Genomic DNA, 23,131 nt, shown 5'->3' on the forward strand with positions numbered 1-23,131 from the left:
TCGACACCGTGGTATCACGCCGATTCGCGCTAACGAAAGATTAAAGCCGTCCCGACATTTCATCCCCGCTGGAATAAGGCCGTTATTTGCGTATGCTTCGCTACCAGATAACTCTGCTTCTCGCTTTGGCCCTTTGCTCCCGCGTCCCCGCCCAAAACTACTTTGGCGACTACGTCTTTACGGAGGCGGATACCCTGCGGGGGACTCTCGTGCCGGCCCGGTCCAACTACGACGTGACTTACTACGAGCTTCACCTCGACGTGGATCCCGTGGAGCAAGCCATCGAGGGGCGGGTAGAGATGGACTATACCATTACCGGCCAGCTTCCCCTGCTACAGCTCGACCTGTACGACAATCTGCAAATCGACGGCATCGAACAGGATGGGAAAGAACTCCGGTTCACCCGGCGCGCGCACGCCGTCTTCGTGGAGCTCCCCCATCCGGTGGACATTGGCAGCCGTCACCGCATGATCATCCGCTACGGCGGTCAACCCACGGAAGCGCAGAATGCCCCCTGGGACGGCGGCTTCGTGTGGGCCCTGGACCAGAAAAATCGCTACTGGGTCGGCGTGGCCTGCGAAGGCGACGGGGCGAGCCTGTGGTGGCCCAACAAGGATCACCTGAGCGACGAGCCGGACTCCATGCTCATCAGCGTCACCGTGCCCAAACGCCTGTACGTGGCCAGCAACGGCAACCTGCGCGCGGAGGTGGAGGAAGGGTGGAAGAAGCGCTACGACTGGTTCGTCAGCTACCCGATCAACAACTACAACGTGTCGATCAACATCGGGCACTACGAACACTTCGCGGATACCTACCGCAGTTTCGACGGGGAGGAACTGGCCCTTGACTATTACGTCATGGACTACAACCTGGCCAAGGCCCGCAAGCAATTTCGGGAGGTGACGCCCATGCTGGAAGCCTACGAGCACTACTTCGGGAAGTACCCCTTCTGGGACGACGGCTTCGCGCTCATCGAAACGCCATACCTGGGCATGGAACACCAGAGCGGCATCGCCTACGGCAACCGCTACATGCGCGGCTACCTGGGGGGATTGATCCCCGACGATATGGACTGGGACTACATCATCGTGCACGAGGCCGGCCACGAATACTTCGGCAATTCCATCAGTGTAGCCGATCACGCCGAGATGTGGGTGCACGAAAGCTTCACGACCTATATGGAAGCTCTCTACGTCGAGTATCACCACGGGGCGGCGGATGCCCGACGGTACCTGGTTTCCCAACTCCGCTTCATTCGCAACGAGGAGCCCATGCTGGGCCCGCCGGACGTGAACTTCACCGACTTTTCGTCCTCCGATCATTATTACAAAGGCGCTTGGGTGCTGCACACCCTGCGCGGCGTGATCAATGACGACCCGCTTTTCTTCGGTATGCTCCGCAGCTTCTATCAGGATCATGAGCGAAGCATCGTCAGCACCCAGGAGGTAATCGACTACTTCAGCCGCTACGCCGACCGTGACCTGCGCCCCTTCTTCGCCCAGTACCTTCGTCACCCGGACATCCCCGTACTCGAGCTTCGGCAGAGAGGCGATGGAGTAGAATTTCGGCTACGGGCTGACGTGGCGGAACTCAGCATGCCCGTCGGGGCTTACCTGAAGGCCGAGCCCGTCCGCCTGATCGCTACCGCCGAGTGGCAAGCCCTGGGCCGGGGCATCTCGGTGGATGACGTGCGGATAGATACGGAGCGTTTTCTGGTGGGACTAAGCGTCGATCACGCGAATTAGGGGTAGAAGCGTCTCGGACCGGAGGCCGCTCGACCTATGGGTGCCGGTGATCCGTGTTGAATCCATGTTTTTCCGTGGTGAATGTCCTCAAACACGCATTGCCCATATGACTTAGCCCTATAAGTGTCTCGGACCGGAGGCCACTCGACCTATGGGTGCCGGTGATCCGTGTTGAATCCATGTTTTTCCGTGGTGAATGCCGAGAAGCCCGCCTTCCTCTATTGCTCACTCTAGCCCTACAAGTGTTTCGGACCAGAGGCCACTCGACCTATTGCCTCTGCTCGGCGTACAACGCCTCGACCTGAGCCGTGCGGCAGCGAAATCCGTGTTCAATCCGTGCCCATCCGTGGTGAAGCGTCTCGGACCGGAGGCCACTCGACCTTGGGGTGCCGGCGATCCGTGTTGAATCCGTGTTTTTCCGTGGTGAATATCCTCAAGTACGCATCCCTCTATTGCTTAAGCGACTTAGCCCATATGCGTCTCGGACCGGAGGCCGCTCGACCTATTGCCTCTGCTCGGCGTGCAACGCCTCGACCTGAGCCGTGCGGCAGCGAAATCCGTGTTCAATCCGTGCCCATCCGTGGTGAGGCGTCTCGGACGGGAGGCCGCTCGACCTTGGGGTGCCGGCGATCCGTGTTGAATCCGTGTTTTTCCGTGGTGAATATCCTCAAGTACGCATCCCTCTATTGCATAAGCGACTTAGCCCATATGCGCCTCGGACCGGAGGCCGCTCAACCTATGGGTGCCGGCGATCCGTAGTCCTCTATGGAAAAAACCACATCCGGAAGAGTGCCCTATTCCTCCGAATATTCCACCGCCGCCACCAGCTCCGCATACCATTCCTCACCGTACTTCCTGATCAGGGCGGGTTTCGCGAACTCGTAGATGCGGATGCGTTCCCGTTCCCCCCGGGTGCAGGCGGCGGAACAAATATCCCAGACGTCGTAATTAAGGGCCTCGAAGCCGGTCTGGGGATTTCGCTTCACCCGGATGGGGTAGAGATGACAGCTGATGGGCTTCTTCCAGTCCACGTCGCCGGCGTTGTAGGCCTGCTCGATGCCGCACTGGGCGGTGCCGGTGCCGTCGAGGGTCATGTAAGCGCAGGCGCCGCCGTCAACGAGGGGCGTATCGTGACCGTCACCATTGCGGACGGCCGTACCCTGTTCGGCAATAGCGGCCCGGCCCGCATCGGTGAGGTAAGGGGCCACGGCGGGATAGAGGGCGTCGAGGATGGGAAGTTCGTCGTTTTCCAGGGGGGCACCGTAGTCGCCTTCCCAGCAACAAGCCCCCTTGCAGGCCGCGATGTTGCAGGCGAACTGCTCCTGAACGATATCGTCCGAGACGAGGATGGAACCGATGATGTACATACTGCGAATAGTCAGAGGCGCCAAGGTAAACCGCCGCAGCGGGATGCCCGGTATTACGTATTATTACCGGTAAACCGCCGGATGGGGTCGTTCGGTGCCTACCCAACAGTCGCGGGGGCCATACGGTCGAACCGTAAGGACCTTCGCGGCGAAGTCGGTTGGCGGGCCGACAGGCCGCACCCGCACAAAGGCAAGCGACGTGGACGAAAAAACCGAAAATTACTGGCGTATTCTGGAAGCCAACCTCGAATGGATCCGCTACTCCGACGCCAAGGCCACCGGAATTCTCACCATCTACGGGGTCATCATCACGGTAGCCTTCACCAAGATGATCGACATCCTGGAGGTGATCAGCGGATCGTGGATACTGATCGGCCTGACGACCGCCTCCGGCGTATGCTCGCTCATCGCCATCTACTTCGGGTTTCGCAGCATCAGTCCCCGGCTGGTGAATCTGAGCAACAGTTCGATCATTTTTTTCGGGTCCATTCTGGAACAGAGCAAAAGTATTCAGGAATTCCGGGAGCATAGCCACCGGGTGCTTGATTCCCCGCTGGGCCTCGATGACGACCTGGCCGGACAGATTTACATCAACGCGCGTATCGCCGCGGCCAAGTTTCGCAACGTCAGCTCATCCATCCGGTACTTCATCATCAGCTTTCTGATCTTACTTACCGAGATGGTGTTGATCTTGTTGCTAAGTTAATTCCCTACATGTCCACGACCCCCGTCCCGCCCTGGGCCGAACTGGCCGGCCAGCTCACCGGTGAACTCGAAACCGACGACCTCCACCGCATTCTTTTCGCCACCGACGCCAGCGTGTACCGGGAGATGCCGCAGGCAGTCGCTTTTCCGCGCTCCGAGGCGGACGTGGTAGCCTGTGTGCGCTTCGCCGGTCGCTACGGAGTACCCATTACGCCGCGGGCGGGGGGGACGAGCCTGGCCGGACAGGCCGTCGGTAGTGGCCTGGTCATCGACGTAAGCCGGCACCTGCGCGGGATCGTGGAAATCAATCCGGCGGAAGGCTACGCCATCGTGGAGCCGGGCGTCATCCGTGATCAACTCAACGATGCGCTAAAACAGCACGGATACTGGTTCGGCCCCAATACCAGCACGGCCAACCGCTGCACCCTGGGCGGCATGTTCGGCAACAACAGCTGCGGCAGTACGAGCATTACGGTGGGGAGTACGCGTGAACACGTGCGGGAGGCGCGGGTGGTACTCTCCGACGGCAGCGTAGTGACTCTGGGCGGCGGCGCGCGGGAGCCGGATAACCCCGTTTTAGCGAACGTTTACGGCTTCCTCGACCGTACCCTCTCCGACCCGGAGACCCGTGCCCGGATCGCTGAAGCCTATCCGAAACCCGGCGTGACCCGCCGGAACAACGGCTACGCCCTCGATTTGCTGGCTCACCGGTCACCCTACGATCCGGACGGTCCACCGCTGAATCTCTGTGCTCTCCTGGCCGGCTCGGAGGGTACATTAGCCTTCACCACCCGGCTTAAAGTCAACATTCTTCCCCTGCCCCCGCGCGGATCGGCGGTGGTGGCTTTGCACTTCCGGAGCATCGACGCCTGTATGCGGGCTACTCAACTGGCCATGGAAACCAGTCCCTTTATGTGCGAGCTCATGGACGATACCATCCTCAACCTCGCCCTCCAAAACCACGACCAACGCAAAAACGCCGCCTTCGTGGAGGGCAATCCCCGCGCCCTGCTCCTGGTCGAATACCGCGCGGAAACGGATGGTCTGGCACTGGAAATGGCGAATGCCCTGGGCGCACGGCTATGTTCGCCGGAACACACGGCTCATCCCGCTTACGCCGCTCCCGCGCTCGCCGCCCAAGTACAAACCGATAAAGTGTGGGCACTCCGCGCCGCCGGCCTCGGCATCCTGGGCAATATGGTCGGCGACGCGAAGGCCGTGGCCTGCATTGAGGATACCGCCGTTGCCCTGCCGGACCTGGCCGATTATATCGCCGAATTCGAGGAACTGATGCGGCTGTACCAGCAGAATCCGGTCTACTACGCCCACGCCGGCGCCGGAGAGCTCCACCTACGGCCGATCCTGAACCTCAAGATCACCGAGGACCGCCAACGCTTCTACGAGATCACCCGCGACGTGGCGGCACTCGTGAAGAAGTACCGCGGAAGTCTGAGCGGGGAACATGGTGACGGACGGGTACGCGGACAATTCCTGCCCGACATGCTCGGCCCCGAAGTGTACGCCCTGCTGGTAGAGCTAAAAATGACGTGGGACCCCCGGGGAATCTTTAATCCCGGCAAGATCGTCGAGGCCCCCGCAATGAATGAAAGCTTACGCTACGAAGCCGACGAGGGGGTGGCGGAATACGACACGGTGCTCGACTTCGATGACGACGGCGGTCTGCTGCGCGCCGCCGAAAAGTGTAACGGATCGGGCGACTGCCGTAAGATAAGTGGCGGGGCGATGTGCCCCAGCTACCGGGCCACCCTAAAGGAAAGGGATACTACCCGCGGTCGCGCCAACGTCCTGCGCGAAGTCCTCACCCAGAACCAGCACGACGATCCCTTCACCCACCCGGCGCTGGCGGAAGCCATGGACCTGTGCCTGAGTTGCAAGGCGTGCACCAGTGAGTGCCCGAGCACGGTCAATATGGCCAACCTGAAGGCGGAGTACCTGCAGCAGCACCACGACAGATACGGCATCCCGTGGCGCACCCGTCTGGTGGCCGCCAATGAGAGCCTGTACCGCATCGGGGGCATGGTGCCGGGATTGTCCAACGCGGTGCTGAACGTGACCGGCCCACTGGTTAAGAAGCTAGCCGGCATCGCGACGGATCGTTCCCTGCCCCGCTTCCCCGACGAGTCGCTGCGACGCTTTTACGACCGGGAGCGTCCGGCGGTGGCGGGTACCCGGGGGCAACTGTATCTCTTTGGCGATGAGTTCGTCAATTATCAGGACGTGGAGGCGGGCAAGGCTGCCTTAAGACTGTGGTGGAAGCTGGGCTACGCGGTGACTTGGCTCCGGCACGCGGGCAGCGGACGGGCCCAACTGAGTAAGGGACTGCTGCGGGAGGCCCGACGACTGGCGGCGCGGAACATCGACTGCTTCGCCGGGCGGGTGGGGCAGGGCGCCCCCCTGGTGGGTATCGAACCTTCGGCTATCCTGGGGTTCCGGGACGAGTACCCGAAGCTCTTCCGGGGAGAGCTGCAGGCGCGGGCGCGGGAGCTGGCCAATCACGCCATAACTTTCGACGAGTGGCTCTTTGGCGAGTACACCGCCGGCCGCGTTGGTCCCGATGATTTTGGGGACGAGCAACGCGACATTGTCCTGCACGTCCACTGTCACGAAAAGGCGCTGGGGGAGGCGAGCAAGTGTGCCGCCGTGCTTTCCCTGCCGCTGAACTTCAACGTCACCCTACTGGATAGCGGATGCTGCGGCATGGCGGGCTCGTTTGGGTACGAGGCGGAGCACTACGAGATCAGTCGGAAGATTGCGGAGCAGTCTTTGATTTCTAAGTTGCGGGGGTGGGACTTCCGGCCCCCTGCCCCCCGGCCCCCAGAGGGGGGCAGGGGGCCTTTGATCGTAGCGGCGGGGACGAGCTGCCGGCATACGGTGAAGGACGAGTTGGGGGTAAGGGCGTGGCATACGGCGGAGGTGCTGGTGGAGGTGGTTCTGGACACGGGGTCTGGGTATTAATCCCGTTGAAATACGGAGATGTACACTGTCTAGCGGCTAGGTGCGGGTGAGCAAGTTCACGCTGGCTCGGGACAGGACGGAGCTTGCTATAGTGCCGGGAAGCCCCTATATTAGGAATAGTCGCCGTGTAGATTATAGGATTAGAGGTAGGGATAAGCTTCCAGTAAATTCATTGTTGCATCCATCGCATGCCCGGAGTGATCCGAGCAAACACCCACCCTTTTTCACTTTCTAAAATCACCCGATCATGAGGACTCCCAATTTCCTAGTCGCCCTATCCACCGGTTTGTTAGTGGCCACGCTGATTAGCTGCGACCAACAGACACCCCCACCCGAAGAGATAGACGACCCCGTCGCGGTAGAGGCCGATCCGGTAGAGGAGCCGACCTACGATCCGAGCGAAGGGCTTCATAGGCTTGCTCCGGAGATGCTAACGATGATTCAGGATACCTTGGGTATTGTCATGTATGAGGCGGTCATGGAGCCCGGAGATTCCGTAGGCTGGCACGAGCACCCGGTTCATACCGTTTACGTACTGCAAGGAGGTACGCTTGCGGTGTACTTCGAGGGAATGGAAAGGCAGGTGCTCGAACTTCCGACGGGTCTGGCCCTGATTCAACCCGCACTCGGTGATGCGGCAGTGAACATCGGGGATACCCCCGTGAGGCTGTTGACGCATGACCTTTATTCCCTGGCACCGGAAAGGTAAGGGGCCGGCAAACCTGTCAACGCAGCAGCTGCGCAACGTCCCCTCCCATTTCTCGGCCTCGTGCTCTGGTAGGTACTCCACCGACTCCCGGTGGGCCCGGAGAGTCGTGTTGAGCGCGTTGCGGCCGTGAACGGAGTGGCAGGCTATGCTACCGTAAAGCTTGACGGCTCAAGCCGTCGCTACACGCTGTGTGGGAGTCTTAGTTGCACGTAAAGCTTGACGGCTCAAGCCGTTGTTACACGTAAGTGTGGGAGTCTTAATTGTACGTAAAGCTTGACGGCTCAAGCCGTTGCTACACGTAAGTGTGTGGGACTTAGTTATACGTAAAGCTTGACGGCTCAAGCCGTCGCTACACGTTAGTGTGGGAGACTTAGTTACGCGTAAAGCTTGACGGCTCAAGCCGTTGTTGCACGTAAGTGTGGGAGTCTTAGTTGCACGTAAAGCTTGACGGCTCAAGCCGTCGCTACACGTTGTGTGGGAGTATTAGTTGCACGTAAAGCTTGACGGCTCAAGCCGTCGCTACGCGTTGATCTGCAAGGACCACCCCCGCCGCACCGATACGTAGCGGATCACCAGCACCGTCAGGATGGCGGTTACGGTACTGAGAGCCCGGAGGCCGAGCAGCGATTCCAGGGAGAGATAAACGACACCCCCGAGGAGGCAGGCCGTAGCGTAGATCTCCCGCCGGAAGATGAGCGGCACCTCATTCGTCAGCACGTCGCGCAGGATCCCGCCGAAGACGGCCGATATCACTCCCATGATGAGGCAGACTTCCCAATTCAGCCCGGCCGCCAAAGTGGTCTGCACCCCCAGTACCGTGAAGACGGCAATGCCCATGGTGTCGAAGAGAAACATGCTGCGCCGCAACTTCAGGATCGTGCCGCGAAAGAGGTACGCGAGCAGTAGACCCAGACTGATCACCACAAAGTAGTGACGGTTCAGCAACCAGCTCACCGGAAAGCGACCAATCAGCACGTCACGGATCGTGCCTCCGCCCACCGCCGTCACGAAGCCGATGATGAGCGATCCCACCAGGTCGAATTTTTTATCGATCGCGGTCAGTACCCCTGAGATGGCGAATACGAGGGTGCCGAGTACGTCCAGGGTGTAGATCCAGGTCACGTTGAAGTACTGTCGCGACGACTTCCGTCGCCACGCTGTTTGTGTGCAGATAATGTAAGCAGCTTAACGGCTGAAGCCGTCGCTACTTGTTGGAAAGTACCCGGTAGCCCCAGGGTTCCAGTTCCACGGTCATCCCCTCGGTAAGTTCCATGGTACTGTTGCTGAACACATCGGTGTACGTGCCGGCAAACGCGCCGCCGTCGAGGGTGACCCGCTGCGGCTCGGCGGAGAGATTGATCAGCACGGCCACTTTGTCGCCGTTCTTGGCGCGGGTGAAGGCGTAAACCATCTCGTCGTTGCTGGTTTCAATCTTTTCCAGGGGACCACCGGCCTCGCCGTTCCACAGGGCCTGGTTGCGCTCCTTAAGGTCGAAGAGGGTCCGGTAAAAGTCGGCGTAGGTATAGTCACCCCACTCGATCTGGTCCTTCTCGAAGAACTCGTACTGGCGGTCTACGGCGGACTCCTGGCCGGAGTAGATCAGCGGCATCCCGTCGAAGGTGGCGGTCAGTACGGCGAAGGCCTGGTGCCCGTCGCCCATCCGCTGGAATTCAGTGCCCGCCCAGGCGTTCTCGTCGTGGTTGGAGGTGAACTGCATCTTGTAGCCCCGGTGGTATTCCCTGCGTTGCTTGGCCAGGGTTTCGTCGATGGCCAGGGCGGTGACGCCGCTCATCTTTTCTCCTTCCGATCGGGCGATGTTGCTCATGTCGGTATTGGCCTGCCGGTTGGCACCGCGGGCCTTGGCGACTTCATTCAGGGTGTGGTGCATCTCCCAGCCGTAGTCCATGATAAATGCACCGTTATTGACGATGGCGGGCACGGCCCCTTCGGACAGTAAGAACAGGGGCTCGATGGCGTAGAGCGCGCTGCTGGCTTGCTCCCAAAAATCGACCGGTACGCCGTGGGCTACGTCTACCCGGAAGCCGTCCACGTCCATCTCCTTCACCCAGTACGCCATGGCGTCGATCATGCTGTCGCGCATCTCGGCGTTGTCGTAGTTAAGGTCGGCCACGTCGGTCCAGCCCCAGCTTTCGCCGGTGTCGGGATTGATGGGGTCGGTGATCTCACCGTCCTTTTTCGTGTAAAAATCGGGATGCGCGGTGATCCAGGGGTTGTCCCAGCCGGTGTGGTTGGGTACCCAGTCGATGATGGCGTGCATGCCGGCCGCGTGGATGGCTTCCATCAATTCTTTGAAGTCGGCCTTGGTTCCGAAGTCCGGATTCACGCCGCGGTAGTCGGCCACCGCGTAGGGACTGCCCAGGGTACCCTTGCGGTTCTTCTCGCTTACGGGGTGGATGGGCATGAACCAGAGGATGTCTACTCCCATTTCTGCCAGACGGGGCAGGTGCTCCCGGAATGCATCGAAGGTGCCCTCCGGCGTATAGATACGGGTATTGACCTCGTAGATCACGGCATCCTTGTGCCAGTCGGGAACGTTAGGCTCCACCGTCAGTTCCGCCTGATTATTAGCGGAGGAGGTGGTAATGACCTCGGGTTCCGTACGGCGCTCGCAGGCAGTGACGAACAGAAATAGCGCGCAGAAAAGAAGTACGGAACGGCGGAAGGGCAGGTACATTGATCGAAAGGTTTGCGGTGCAAACGCAGGGCACGGCCAATGGTTTGGGCGGGTGCGCGGGTCCCGTGAATCTCATTAAAGCAGGCGGCTCGGGTAGTGACCTCCGAAGCTCTCCCCCTCGCCGCTTAGGGGACGGTGACAATAATCTTGGCCTGGGTGCGGCCTTTTTCCAGTTCGCGCAGTGCCGCGGGCAACTCGGCGAAGGGGTATGTCCGGGAAACGTGCGCCCGCAGGCGACCGTCGGCCAGGCGTTCGGCGATGGCGGTCTGCTGCTCCCCGTCGGAATACACCAGGTGGTGGTGTAGTTCCACCGACTTCCACTCCGCCCGTTCCTGCAGGTGATCACTCAGACCGGCGGCGATGGTGAGCAGTTTGCCCCCCGGCTTGACGAGTTGGAGGGAGCGTTCCAGGTGCTCGGGTCCCAGGGATTCCAGGACGACGTCGACCGGCTCCAGGACGTCCTCGAATTGGTGTTCGTGGTAGTCGACGTGCTCGTCGGCCCCGAGCTCCAGGATGAAGTCGCGCTTACCGGCCGAGGAGGTGCCGATGACGTAGGCCCCCCGCTCCTTCGCCAGCTGTACCGCGAAGTGCCCGACGCCGCCCCCGGCCGCGTGTATGAGCACCCGCTGGCCCTTCTCTATTCGGGCCAGGTCCACCAAGTTCTGCCAGGCGGTAAGGGCGGCCAGGGTAGCGGCGGCGGCGTCGATATGGGAGACGTTTGAAGGCTTCCGGGCCAGGTGAACGGCCGGGGCAATCACCACTTCGGCGTACGCCTGACCATGACCGGGAAAGTTGACCATACCGAACACCGCGTCGTCGACCCGAAAGTCTTCCACGCCATCGCCGACGGCGGTGACCTCGCCGGATACGTCCCAACCGAGAACGACCGGGGCCTGCTCCCGTAAGGATCCATAGAGCGCCTTACCCCGGGCGGTCTTAAAGTCGACGGGGTTGAGGCTGATGGCACGAACGCGGATCGCCACCTCCCCGGCCCCGGGGGTGGGGGAGGGAAGTTCGGTGAGCGACAGGCCTTCCGGTCCGGAGGGAGTAGTAAGGGTATATGCCTGCATGGGGGTGTTTTACCGGGAGGGTTTGCTTTAGGGGAATGACGTAGCGCCCGCGCGCCGCCGCCCGCCTACAGTTCGATGGATTGCACGGAGCCGCCGTCGACGCGGTAATTGGAGCCGATGACGAAGCTGGCCAGTTCGGAACAGAGGAAGGCGATGACGGCCGCAACCTCCTCGGCCTTTCCGCGGCGGTGGAGGACCAGGTGGGGGCGCGACTCGTTGAGGAAGGTGTTGATGGCTTCGTCCTTGGTCATCCCGAGTTTTTCCGCTCGCTTGTCCATCATGCCGTCGGTCATGCCGGTCTCGATGAAGGCCGGGGCGACCGAGTTGATGCAAACGCCGTCGATGGCGTAGAGCTGGGCGGTACCCTTGACGAAGGTGAGCAGGGCGGCCTTGGCGGCGTTGTACACGGCCTCGTCGGGGTAGGGTTGAGCCACGTTTTCGGAGGTGACGAACACCACCCGGCCCCAACCGCGCTTGCGCATACCGGGCACGAAGCTGCGCGCCATCTGGACGCCGGTAAGAAAATCGATCTCGAAGGCTTCCCGGTAATCGTCGATGTTCACGTCTTCCAGCGGGTCACCCTTGGCTCCCGTTACGCCGGTCGTGTGCACGAGAATGTCGATATCTCCGGCGGCGTCGGCTACGGATTGCACGCCGCTTTCCCGGGTGAGGTCGGCCACGACGGTGGTCAGTCGATCCCCGCCCCCGAGTCGCCGGGCGGTTTCTTGCAGCCCGTCGGCATCGATGTCGGTAAGCACGAGGCGAACCCCTTCGTCGAGCAGTAGGCGGGCGGTGGCTTCCCCCATTCCGCCGGCGGCACCGGTGATGAGGGCTTTACGATTATTGATCTTCAGGTCCATACCCAGCTTAACCGAACGAAAATTTCAAGGTTCGGAAACCGGGGGGGCCAGAAGTGGAGCGCCCGTAGTACATTTGCGTTCTTTAGAATCAATCTAATATAACGCATGGCCGCTCAGCTTCCCCTCTCCGCCAAGATGCGGATCATTCACCGTTACCTCGGCTTCTTTCTGGCCGGCATCATGGCCGTCTACGCCATCAGCGGTATGGTGCTCATTTTTCGGAATACCGATTTCCTGAAGCGGGAGGTGGTGAGCGAACGCGTAATGCAGGCGGGGATGGCGGAGGAAGAAGTGGGCAAGGCACTCGGAATGCGGGGATTTGCCGTGGAGCGCACGGAGGGCGACGTGCTTTACTTTCCCGGCGGCAGCTACAACGCGGCTACCGGGGAGACGGTACAAACTAAGAAGGAGTTGCCGTACGTCCTCGACCAGATGACGCACCTGCACAAGGCCAATACGAAGGACCCTCTCTATTTCTTTAACCTCTTTTTCGGGGCCTCCCTGCTGTTCTTCGTGATCTCGGCCTTCTGGATGTTTATGCCCTGTAGCCGGGTCATGAAGAAGGGGCTGATCTTCACCGGAGCCGGGATCGTACTCACCCTGATCCTACTCTTCGTCTAGCCGCGAAACAATTGCCCGGCCCGCCGGGGTTCTAGCAGTACATGGGCATTACTGATTTTCTGTTTCACCTCGACGACAGCCTCCGGGAAGCCGCGCTGCTCTATCCGGTCGCAACCTACGGATTGCTGTTTACCGTCATTTACACCGAGACGGCCTTCTTTCCGTTGGCTCCCTTTTTTCCGGGCGACGGACTGCTCTTTGCCGTGGGGGTACTCGCCGCGGGTGGGTTGCTGCACCCGGTGCTGATCTCCCTACTGCTCGCCGTGGGGGCCGCCCTGGGCGCCTGGACGGGCTACCGACTGGGGCGAAGTTTCGGGCCTGCTATGTTCAAGCGCTTCGCATGGCTCGACCGGCGCGCTTACGTCCGCTCCCACGCATTTTACCGGAAGTTCGGCGCCACGGCCCTCATCACTTCCCGCTTCCTCCCCATCGTTAAGGCCCTGGTGCCCTTCGTGGCCGGCGTGGCGGAAATGGAGCGTGGCCGTTTCGCCCGCTACAACGTGCTGAGCGCCTGCATCTGGGTCTTCTCGCTCGTCGCCCTGGGATATTTTCTGGGGAACGTACCCTTCATCCGGGACCATACCACGCTGTTGGTGCTCGGTCTGGCCGCGATCTTCATTACGGGACTGGGCGTGACCCTGGTAACGAAATTGGTAAAACGGCAACGACAATCGGCCTGACCGCCAACCATGCCCTGATTCGTGGCGTTAATCCAACTCACATGCGCCCGCTCGTACTTCTCTTCGCACTTTACCTGGCCTTCCTCGCGGTTCTTCCCTGCGCGGACGGTGCTCCGGTAGTTGTACAAGGAGATGCGGAGTTTCGCGCCGGGGCCGTGCTCGATCATCCGAACTGTCCGGAACCCGGCCACGATGATCACTGCACCCCCTTCTGTACCTGCGTTTGTTGCGGGGCTACGGTGGATGCCCCACCCGGTTTACTGGCCGCAGCCCTCCTGCCCCTGCCTCCCAACGGCATCACCCAGCCCGAGTTTAACCGGACGTGGAAGGAGGCCGCCGTTACCGACGGAGATGGTCAACCCCCCCGAGCTTAGGTCAACCGTTTTTACGGGAGTAGTCTCTCCCGTCGGCACCCTCCGGTTTTACCTAAGCAAGTAGTACATGTTTGATCAGATTATCGCTTATTCCATTCGGAATAAGCTGGTGGTCGGGCTGTTCGTCCTGGCGCTCATCTTCTGGGGAATATTCTCCCTGCGGGAGATCCCCATCGACGCCGTTCCCGACATCACCAACAACCAGGTGCAGGTTATCACGACCTCCCCTACGCTCGCCACCCAAGAGGTGGAGCAATTCATTACGACCCCCACGGAACTCGCCCTACAGAACCTGCAGGACCTCGTCGAGATCCGGTCCATCTCCCGTTTCGGCCTATCGGTCATCACGGTGGTGTTCGAGGAGAGCACCGACATCTATCTCGGCCGCCAACTCGTCAGCGAACACCTGAAGGAAGCGGCGGAGAATATCCCCGACGGACTCGGTACCCCGGTGATGGCGCCCATCTCCACCGGGCTGGGCGAAATTTACCAGTACGTGGTGCGGCCGGAGCCGGGCTACGAAGACCGGTACTCCGCTACCGAGCTGCGCAGCATTCAGGACTGGATCGTGAGCCGGCAACTTTCCGGCATCGAGGGAGTCGTGGAGGTGAATACCATGGGGGGCTACCTTAAACAGTATGAGGTAGCCATCGATCCGGACTTGCTGAAGTCGGTTGGCATCACCATCGCCGATGTATTCTCGGCCCTCGAGAACAGCAACGAAAACACCGGCGGCGCTTACATCGAGAAGAACCCCCGGACCTACTACATCCGTACGAACGGCATCGTCCGGGACCTGGCGGACATCCGGAAAATCGTCGTTGACGTACGGGCCGGACGGCCGATCCTGATCGAGGACGTCGCTACCGTGCAATTCGGGGAGGCGCCGCGCTACGGGGCCCTGGTCCGTAACGGGGAGGAGGCCGTCGGCGGCCGGGTCATGATGCTGAAGGGCGCCAACTCCTCCGCCGTTACCGACCGGGTGAAGGAGCGGGTGGAGCAGATCCAGCTCTCCCTGCCGGAGGGAGTGGTCATCGAACCCTACCTGGTGCGTGATAAGCTCGTCAGCACCGCCATTGGTACGGTGGAAAAAAACCTGATCGAAGGGGGGCTGATCGTGGTATTCGTGCTGATCCTCCTGCTGGGCAACTGGCGGGCCGGACTGATCGTGGCCTCCGTCATCCCCCTGGCCATGCTCTTCGCCATATCGATGATGAATTTGCTGGGGATCTCGGCGAACCTGATGAGCCTGGGGGCCATTGACTTCGGGCTGATCGTGGACGGGGCGGTGATCATCGTGGAGGCTATCGTGCACCGCCTGCAGGTAGGCTACGCGGGCCGTAAACTCACTCAGTTGGAAATGGACGAACAGGTCGCCACGGCCTCCATCAAGATTCGCAGCTCGGCGGCCTTCGGGGAGATCATCATCCTGATGGTGTACATCCCCATCCTGGCCCTGGTGGGTATTGAAGGGAAGATGTTCCGGCCGATGGCCCAGACCGTCATGCTGGCCATCGCCGGCGCGCTCATCCTGTCGCTGACCTACGTACCGGCCATGTCGGCCCTGTTTCTCAGTAAGCGGGTTACCAACAAGCGCACGATCGCCGACCGCATTATCGGCTTTTTCCAAAGAGGGTACACGCCGCTGCTGCGGGCCGCGCTTCGCTTCAAGACCGCCTTCGTACTCGCTACCGTGGCCCTCTTCGCCGTGAGCCTGTGGGTATTTGCCCGCATGGGCGGCGAGTTCATCCCTACCCTGGAAGAGGGTGACCTGGCGATGCAGCAGATCCTGCCCCCCGGCACCTCGCTGGCGCAGAGTGTGGAGATGACCAAGCGGGTGCAGCGAACCCTGCTGGACGAGTTTCCCGAAATGCTGGAAGTCGTAACGGCCATCGGTTCGGCGGAGATCCCAACGGACCCTATGCCCGTCGAAACGGGTGACTACACCATGGTCATGAAACCGAAGGAGGAGTGGACCACCGCCCCCGACCGGGCGGGTATGTTCGCGGCCATCGAGGAAGCGCTGGAGGTTTTTCCGGGTATGGGACTCGAGTTTTCCCAGCCCATCCAGCTGCGCTTTAACGAACTCATGACCGGCACCAAGGCCGATATTGCCATCAAGCTGTACGGGGCCGACCTGGACGTCGCTTACACCAAGGCGAAGGAAGCGGAGGCCATCATTCGCGGCATACCCGGTACCGGTACGGTGACCGTGGAGCAGACCGTCGGAATGCCCCAGATCGTCATCGACTTCGACTACGCCCGCATGGCGCAGTACGGACTACAGGTCCGCGACGTCAACCGGGTGGTGCGGGCCGCCTTCGCGGGCGCCAGTGCCGGCACGGTCTATGAGGGCGAACGACGCTATGATCTCACGGTGCGCCTGGAGAAGGGATCGCGGGCGGGGATCGACGACGTCGCCGATCTCTACATCCCCCTCCCCACCGGTAGCCAGGTGCCCCTGCGCTCCGTGGCCCGGGTGCAGCTGACGGACGCGCCTATGCAGATCAGCCGCGAAAACACCAACCGACGCATCGTCATCGGCGTCAACGTGGGGGATACCGACGTGGAAACCCTCGTGACGGACATCCGGCAGGCCCTGAACGAGAACGTGGATCTGCCGGCCGGCTACTACTTCACCTACGGCGGCCAGTTCGAAAACCTGCAGGCGGCGAGCGACCGCCTGGCCATTGCGGTGCCGGTGGCGCTGGCCATGATCTTCATCCTGCTGTTTTTCACCTTCGGCAGCTTCAGTCAGGCGGCCTTGATCTTCGTCGCCATTCCGCTCTCCGCCATTGGGGGCGTGTGGGCCCTGGAGCTGCGCGATATGCCCTTCAGCATCTCGGCGGGTATCGGCTTCATCGCCCTCTTCGGGGTGGCGGTGCTCAACGGCATTGTGCTCATCGGTTACCTGAACGAGTTGAAGGCCGCTGGGTGGACCAACGTGCGCGATCGCATCCTGGAGGGGACCCGCGTTCGTCTGCGGCCGGTCATCATGACGGCCTCGGTGGCCTCCCTGGGCTTTCTTCCCATGGCCATTTCGAACTCCGGCGGGGCGGAAGTGCAACGACCACTGGCCACCGTCGTCATCGGTGGACTCATCTCCGCGACCTTCCTCACCCTCATCATTCTGCCCATCCTGTACAGCTGGCTCGAAAACTGGCAGGACCGTCGCCTGACCCGACGCAATCTCTTGCTGTTGTTGCCTTTGCTGTTTTGTATTCCCAACCAGGCGGGGGCGCAGGAGCAGCGCATCAGCCTGGACGAAGCCATCAACCGGGCCGTAGCGGAACATCCCGATGTTCGGGCCGCCGGGCAAGTGACGCGGCAGAGCCAGGCGTTACAGGATCTACCCTACGTACCCGGCACCACCGACCTGAGCTATAGGGGCGACGGGCTCTTCCGACCGAACGGACAGCGGGTCAGCCAGCTTTCACTATTGCAACGCTTCGATCACCCGGCCGTGGTGCGCTCCGCCAACGCGGTGCAGGATGCGGTGGTGGCGGGCAATCTCGTGGCCCAGCGACTGACGGAAGCCGAACTCACCCTGGCCGTGCGTCAAACCTACTACCGGCTCCAGGAAGCGGATGCCAGTCTGCGCCTCTACGAAGAGCTGACGGACACCTACGCCGAATACTTCCGCATCGCCAACGTACGGGTAGCGGCCGGGGAGGCTAATCCCCTCGAAACCCTTAACCTCGGCGCCCGGCTACGGGAGCAGGAACTGCGGGCGGAACAGGCCCGGCTGAATCAGGCCCGCTACGCCCGCCAACTCGGCCTCCTGATCGGTTCCCCGGCGACGGTCGGGGCGGCGGATTCCCTGACCCCCGTCCCCACGCCCCTGCTCGCGGATAGCCTAACGACACCCTTGACGGTACAACTGGCCGAACGCGACGTCGCCACCACCCGCCTCGGCATCGAGCGTACACGGGCGGAGTTGAAGCCGGGTTTTCGCCTGGGCTACTCCGCCCAGCAGTTTGACGAGGGGGGCTACCTGAGCGGACTGGAGGCCGGCGTTACGCTGCCGCTGTTCAATCAACCGACCCGCCGCCGCATCGAATCCCAACGGGTGGGCGTCACCGTAGCCGAAACCCGGCTGGAAGCCGAGCGACTCCGCTACGAACAACAGCAGCTGGACGCCGTGGCCCGCATCGCTACCCTAGCCGCAGCTGTCGCCTTCTACCGCGACCAGCTGGCCGTGGTGAACCCCGAGATCGTACGGGTGTCCCGCCTTAACTACCGGGCCGGAGAGATCGGCTATCTCGAGGTACTCAATGCCCTCCAGCTCCTGGGCGACAACAGCGTCAGTTACCTCACCAGCGTCCTCGATCACAACCTGGCCGTCGCCCGCCTCCAGTACCTCCGCACCCCCTAACCCGCCAATGCCTACAGCGGTCGGACGGCTATAGCCGTCCGACCGCTGTAGGGAAAAATCACTAAAAATGCAAATCGGATATACATCACTGCTTTTTGCCCTCCTGCTTTGCTCCTGCGGCCCCGCCCGCACGGAAGCTCCGGCGGAGGAATCTTCCCAACCCGAAAGCGTCGCCGGGGACGACCACGACGACGATCACGAGGACGAGGGGGGAAGCGTTCACCTCACGGCCGCTCAGGTGGAGAATATGGACATTAAGTTCGGCGAATTCAGCGAGCTCAAGGTCAACGACTACCTCAGTGCCACCGGCGTCCTGGGCCTGCCCCCCAATGCCTACATTGCCGTCAATGCCCGGGCCAGCGGCTTCGTCCACAACGTGCCGAATTACGTCGAGGGTGACTTCGTGCGCAAGGGGGCCGTGCTGGGCTACCTCGAAAACCCGGAATTCATCGACCACCAGCAACGCTTTCTGGAGGTGACGGCCGAACTCGCCTACCTCCGTCAGGAACTGGAGCGACAGGAAACCTTGCTGGCCGCCGACGCCGGCATCCTGAAAACCGTGCAGCGGCTCCGTTCCGAAGTAGCCGCCAAGACCGCGACCCTTGCCGGCATTACCCAGCGGCTGGAGTATCTGGGTATCCGCACGGACCGTATTACCGCCGACCACATCATTGACCGCATTACGCTGTTCGCGCCGCGGGCGGGCTACATCACCACGATCTCTATGCACGACGGCCTCTACGTGGAGCCCAGCACCGAACTCATCGAACTCATCGACGAGGATCACCTCCACCTCGAACTGGAGGTGTTCGAGCGCGACATCGCCCGGGTGGAGCGGGGCCAGCGGGTTACTTACCGCATCCCTGCCTTGGGTAGCACCACCTACGAAGCGGAAATTCACGTGATCGGTAAGGAATTTAATGCGGAAAACAAGACCGTACGCGTACACGCCCACCTACAGGGGGAGCAGCCTCCGTTCGTGGAGGGACGCTTCGCGGAGGCCCGGATCTGGCTGAACGACCAAACGGTACAGGCCCTGCCGGAAGCGGCGGTGCTGCGCGACGGAGAAACCGCCTACGTTTTTATCTCCCCGGTGAATCCGGCGGGTGAGGAAGTAACTTTCGAACGCCTGCTGGTCAATCCGGGTACTACGGACAACGGCTTCACCGCGGTCCGCCCGATCGACCCCCTGCCTCCCGGCATGCGGATCGTAACGGAGGGAGCATACTACGTGTACGCACAGGCGCAGGCGGGGTCGCTGGAGCACGAGCATTAGACGAAGAGCAATGTCCCATTCACCCATCAAAGCCCAACACTTCACCGCCGAGCTGCGCGAGCTGGTTGAGCCCGTCCGCGAGAAGGCCGTGGAGATTGCCAACGAAATTCTTTCCCGAGAGGCAGACCTACCACCCCGGGTCGCCATCCAACGGGCCATTCCCCTCGCCGAACAGTGGTACCTCGACCGGGCCGGCTGAACAACTAAGCTATGCGCAAACTTACCCTGGACCTCCCCGTCCTCCTTCCCGAAATCCCCGACGAACGCGATCGTTGCGTCGAGCGACTGATCGCCGCCCTCCAAGCGGAACCCGCCGTCGAAGAGGCTCACCTCAAAAACGGCGAACCCCCTCAGGTCTGTATTCACTACGACGCCGACCAGCTTGCCCTGGAGAAGGTAGAAGCCCTGGCCAAACGGGCCGGTGCCCGGATTACCCGACGATACCGCCACTTACTACTCGACGTCACGGGCATCCGCCACCAACGCCACGCTCGTCAGCTCGGGGAGCGGATCGGAAAGGCGACCGGCATCGTGGAGGCATCCGTTTCCGGAGCGGGCGTCGTGAGGGTGGAGTACGATAGCGAGGCCATCGACGAAGCGGCCGTCCGGGAAGCTATTGCCGAGACCGATCTTATGATCACCGCCCCGGCCGACGATCACGCCGGTCACGACCACGGGCCCGGGGAGCACGGCGGCGGCGGCGGGCACGCTCACGACCACGGCGGCATCTTCGGCGAGAACACGGAACTGTATTTTGCCATTCTGAGCGGAGTATTCTGGCTGACGGGCTTGGTTCTAAGCTTCGTCGGTGGGGTAGGGGAAACCATACCCATCGTCCTCTTCGTGATCGCTATCCTACTGGGGGGGTACTTCATTCTGATTGAGGCTATCCAGACCGTCCGGCAGGGGAAATTTGAAATCGACTTCCTGATGCTCGTAGCCGCCGCCGGAGCGTGCGCCCTGGGCGAATTTCAGGAAGCGGCGCTGCTGCTTTTCCTGTTCAGCATCGGCCACGCGCTGGAAAATTACGCCATGGGACGGGCGCGTAAGTCTATCGCCGCCCTATCCGACCTGGCACCGCCCACGGCACTGGTCAAACGCGACGGAGCCACCCGCGAGGTGGGGGTGGAGGAGCTCGTGGTGGGTGACGTCATCGTCGTCCGTCCGAATTCCAAGATCGCGGCTGACGGGGTTATTGTCGACGGTATTTCCGCCGTCGATCAGGCGCCGATCACCGGGGAGAGCGTGCCGGTGGATAAGCGGCCGGTGGATGAGCCCGATAAGGAATACAACCTGGACACCCTTCCCGCCGAGCACCGCGCCTTTGCGGGTACCATAAACGGTAGTTCGCCGCTGGAGATCCGGGTGATGAAACTTGCCGGCGACAGTACGCTGAGCCGGCTGGTCACCCTGGTGAAGGAGGCCGAAACCCAGCAGTCGCCCACGCAGCAGCTGACGGATAAATTCGAACGCTACTTCGTGCCGGCCGTGATTGGGTTGGTCTTCCTCTTGCTATTCGCCTTTTTGGTGCTCGACGAGCCGTTCTCGGCCAGCTTCTACCGCGCCATGGCCGTTTTGGTCGCCGCTTCGCCGTGCGCTCTGGCCATCTCGACTCCCTCCGCCGTACTGGCCGGCGTGGCGCGTGCCGCCCGTCAGGGCGTCTTGATCAAGGGTGGACGGCCCCTGGAAGACCTGGGCGGCATCACCGCCCTGGCCTTCGACAAGACGGGTACCCTGACCGAGGGCCGACCCCGGCTGACCGAGGTGATTCCCGCGGCGGGCGTCTCCGAAACCGAACTGCTCACCACCGCCGTGGCCGTGGAGGAACTCAGCGACCATCCGCTCGCCTCCGCCATCGTGGAGGGAGGTAAGGAACGACTGCAGGGCGCTGCCGTCCCGGAAGCGGATCAGCTCGAAGCACTGACCGCCCGCGGAATCAAAGCCGTCGTGGAGGGGCAGCAGGTACACATCGGCAATCGCCGGCTCTTCGAAGAACTGACCGGGACGAGTGTGCCGACGGAGATCGACGGGCACATGGCCGATCTGGAAACCAGGGGTAATACCGCTATGATCGTGTACCGGGCCGAAAAGTACCTCGGCGTCATTGCCGTCATGGACGTGGCCCGACCGGAAGCTAAGGCTACCCTGGCGGCGCTGAAGGAGGTGGGCATCCGAAAGATGGTTATGCTCACCGGCGACCATCAGAAGGTGGCCGACGCGGTGGCCGCGGAGATCGGCATCACCGATCCACTGGGGAGCCTGTTGCCGGAAGACAAAGTGGCCGCCATCGAGCGACTGCGGGCCGAAGAAGGTATGGTCGCCATGATCGGGGACGGGGTAAACGATGCCCCGGCTATGGCGAAATCCACGGTGGGCATTGCCATGGGTGCCGCCGGCTCCGACGTCGCCCTGGAAACCGCCGACGTAGCCCTGATGGCCGACCGCCTGGATAATCTGCCCTTTGCCATCGGTCTGAGCCGCAAGGCCAAATCGATCATTAAGCAGAACCTGATTATGAGCCTGGGTATGGTAGCCATTCTTATACCGTTGACGCTACTGGGCATCGCGGAGATCGGGCCGGCGGTCATCGCCCACGAGGGGTCGACGCTGATCGTGGTGGGTAACGCGCTGCGGCTGCTGGGCTACCGGGAATGAGTGACTACACCGCCTTCTGGTATCCCTCCATGACCATGGGCTCGCCGATGCTGAAGCCACCGTCGACGTCGTAGCTGAGGCCGTTGCAGTATTCGGCTTCGTCGCTGGCGAGGTAGCGGACCATGCTGGCAATTTCGGAGGGGTGGCCGACGCGGCGGGCGGGCAGGAACTTGCGGTCGGTATCCGTAGCTTTTTCCGGGTGTTCGTCGTTCATGGGCGTGGCGATCTCTCCGGGGCGTACGCCGTTGATGGTGATGTTGGTGCCGGCCAGAGCGAAAGCGGCACACTTGATGAAGCCACCGAGGGCGTGCTTCGTCATGGTGTAGACGGTATCCAGGGGGCTGGCCGCGTGCTCGTGTACGCTGGAAATGACCACGATGCGGCCCGGCGTCTTGCGGGGACTGCTGATTTCACCGGTCACCACCTTGCGGGCCATGTGCGCGATGTCGTCGAAGGTAGAGGTATTGCCGTCCGGATCCATCCCGAGCATGTACCGGGTGGCGCGCTGAATGGCCAGTACGGCACCGAAAGTATTGATGCGGAACAGGTGGTCGAGATCGGAAAGCTCCAGTTCCGGAAAGCGTTTCATGGTCATAGCCCCGGCGTTGTTGACGAAAATATCGATGCCGCCGAGGTCCTTTACCATGGCATCCACGGCCGGCAGGGCGTTTTCGGGCATGCTGAGGTCCATGTGGTGGACGTACGCTTTACGGCCAAGCCGACGAATGGCTTCCGCGGTTACGTCCGCGTCCTCCCGGTGATGGGCGTAGGTAAAGGCCACGTCGCAGCCATCCTTCGCCAGCGCCAGGGCGGTGTAGCGGCCGATGCCGGTGTCGCCGCCGGTCACGATGGCTTTGCGGATACGACCGGGATCGGCCTGGCGGGCACCGGGCGGGGTGATGGATTCGAGGAGTTCGTCGACGGAAGTTATTTCGCTCTTCATGGGTAGGTAGTTTACATGCTGTTCGGAGATTAGAAGAGCAAGGGAGCGGAATAGGTTCTGTCGGTGCTAACCCCGGAATG

General features: G+C 61.7%; 17 protein-coding genes. 11 read left to right on the forward strand and 6 right to left on the reverse strand.

Features of this window, described 5'->3' with window-relative positions; genetic code table 11:
• Positions 1-92: 92 nt before the first annotated feature.
• Complete coding sequence (locus NMA52_RS10115; RefSeq protein ID WP_254827549.1) at positions 93-1,745, forward strand: M1 family metallopeptidase; 1,653 nt, start codon at positions 93-95, stop codon at positions 1,743-1,745.
• Positions 1,746-2,539: 794 nt separating this feature from the next.
• Here NMA52_RS10115 and NMA52_RS10120 read toward each other — a convergent pair.
• Positions 2,540-3,112, reverse strand: coding sequence for a DUF3109 family protein (locus NMA52_RS10120; RefSeq protein ID WP_254827550.1), 573 nt, complete (start codon positions 3,110-3,112; stop codon positions 2,540-2,542).
• A 199-nt stretch (positions 3,113-3,311) separates the two neighbouring features.
• Between NMA52_RS10120 and NMA52_RS10125 the strand changes: the two genes are divergently transcribed.
• The 3 genes from NMA52_RS10125 to NMA52_RS10135 all read left to right on the forward strand — a co-directional run bounded on the left by NMA52_RS10125 (position 3,312) and on the right by NMA52_RS10135 (position 7,502).
• Complete coding sequence (locus NMA52_RS10125; protein WP_254827551.1) at positions 3,312-3,818, forward strand: Pycsar system effector family protein; 507 nt, start codon at positions 3,312-3,314, stop codon at positions 3,816-3,818.
• Between the two features lie 8 nt (positions 3,819-3,826).
• Positions 3,827-6,793 (forward strand): FAD-binding and (Fe-S)-binding domain-containing protein, encoded by a 2,967-nt coding sequence (locus NMA52_RS10130; protein WP_254827552.1) that lies wholly within the window; start codon positions 3,827-3,829, stop codon positions 6,791-6,793.
• A 247-nt stretch (positions 6,794-7,040) separates the two neighbouring features.
• Entirely contained in the window at positions 7,041-7,502 is a 462-nt protein-coding gene (locus NMA52_RS10135) for a hypothetical protein (protein ID WP_254827553.1), read from the forward strand.
• Between the two features lie 519 nt (positions 7,503-8,021).
• On the opposite strand, the gene NMA52_RS10140 is transcribed toward NMA52_RS10135, so the two are convergent.
• The 4 genes from NMA52_RS10140 to NMA52_RS10155 form a co-directional block, all read right to left on the reverse strand.
• On the reverse strand, positions 8,022-8,624 hold the full coding sequence (locus NMA52_RS10140) for a TRIC cation channel family protein (protein ID WP_254827554.1): 603 nt from the start codon (positions 8,622-8,624) through the stop codon (positions 8,022-8,024).
• Between the two features lie 82 nt (positions 8,625-8,706).
• Positions 8,707-10,197, reverse strand: a complete 1,491-nt coding sequence (locus tag NMA52_RS10145) for an alpha-amylase family glycosyl hydrolase (protein ID WP_254827555.1) — start codon at positions 10,195-10,197, stop codon at positions 8,707-8,709.
• Positions 10,198-10,322: 125 nt separating this feature from the next.
• Positions 10,323-11,267 carry an NADP-dependent oxidoreductase gene (locus tag NMA52_RS10150; protein ID WP_254827556.1) on the reverse strand — a complete coding sequence of 315 codons (945 nt, stop codon included), beginning with the start codon at positions 11,265-11,267 and terminating at the stop codon, positions 10,323-10,325.
• A gap of 65 nt (positions 11,268-11,332) precedes the next feature.
• The gene (locus NMA52_RS10155) at positions 11,333-12,127 is read right to left on the reverse strand and encodes an SDR family NAD(P)-dependent oxidoreductase (RefSeq protein ID WP_254827557.1); all 795 of its coding nucleotides are present in this window, start codon (positions 12,125-12,127) and stop codon (positions 11,333-11,335) included.
• A gap of 105 nt (positions 12,128-12,232) precedes the next feature.
• Between NMA52_RS10155 and NMA52_RS10160 the strand changes: the two genes are divergently transcribed.
• From NMA52_RS10160 to NMA52_RS10190, 7 genes are all read left to right on the forward strand, one after another.
• Complete coding sequence (locus NMA52_RS10160; protein ID WP_254827558.1) at positions 12,233-12,748, forward strand: hypothetical protein; 516 nt, start codon at positions 12,233-12,235, stop codon at positions 12,746-12,748.
• Positions 12,749-12,789: 41 nt separating this feature from the next.
• A complete protein-coding gene (locus tag NMA52_RS10165) occupies positions 12,790-13,428 on the forward strand; it encodes a DedA family protein (protein ID WP_254827559.1) in 639 nt (212 codons plus the stop codon).
• A 41-nt stretch (positions 13,429-13,469) separates the two neighbouring features.
• On the forward strand, positions 13,470-13,802 hold the full coding sequence (locus tag NMA52_RS10170) for a hypothetical protein (RefSeq protein WP_254827560.1): 333 nt from the start codon (positions 13,470-13,472) through the stop codon (positions 13,800-13,802).
• A 67-nt stretch (positions 13,803-13,869) separates the two neighbouring features.
• On the forward strand, positions 13,870-18,177 hold the full coding sequence (locus NMA52_RS10175; RefSeq protein WP_254827561.1) for a CusA/CzcA family heavy metal efflux RND transporter: 4,308 nt from the start codon (positions 13,870-13,872) through the stop codon (positions 18,175-18,177).
• A gap of 67 nt (positions 18,178-18,244) precedes the next feature.
• Positions 18,245-19,453, forward strand: a complete 1,209-nt coding sequence (locus tag NMA52_RS10180; protein ID WP_254827562.1) for an efflux RND transporter periplasmic adaptor subunit — start codon at positions 18,245-18,247, stop codon at positions 19,451-19,453.
• A gap of 10 nt (positions 19,454-19,463) precedes the next feature.
• Positions 19,464-19,652 carry a hypothetical protein gene (locus NMA52_RS10185; protein WP_254827563.1) on the forward strand — a complete coding sequence of 63 codons (189 nt, stop codon included), beginning with the start codon at positions 19,464-19,466 and terminating at the stop codon, positions 19,650-19,652.
• A gap of 11 nt (positions 19,653-19,663) precedes the next feature.
• A complete protein-coding gene (locus tag NMA52_RS10190) occupies positions 19,664-22,108 on the forward strand; it encodes a heavy metal translocating P-type ATPase (protein WP_254827564.1) in 2,445 nt (814 codons plus the stop codon).
• A gap of 4 nt (positions 22,109-22,112) precedes the next feature.
• On the opposite strand, the gene NMA52_RS10195 is transcribed toward NMA52_RS10190, so the two are convergent.
• Entirely contained in the window at positions 22,113-23,051 is a 939-nt protein-coding gene (locus NMA52_RS10195) for an SDR family oxidoreductase (protein ID WP_254827565.1), read from the reverse strand.
• Between the last annotated feature and the right edge of the window lie 80 nt (positions 23,052-23,131).

The organism is Lewinella sp. JB7 (genome assembly GCF_024297185.1).
GTDB lineage: Bacteria > Bacteroidota > Bacteroidia > Chitinophagales > Saprospiraceae > Neolewinella.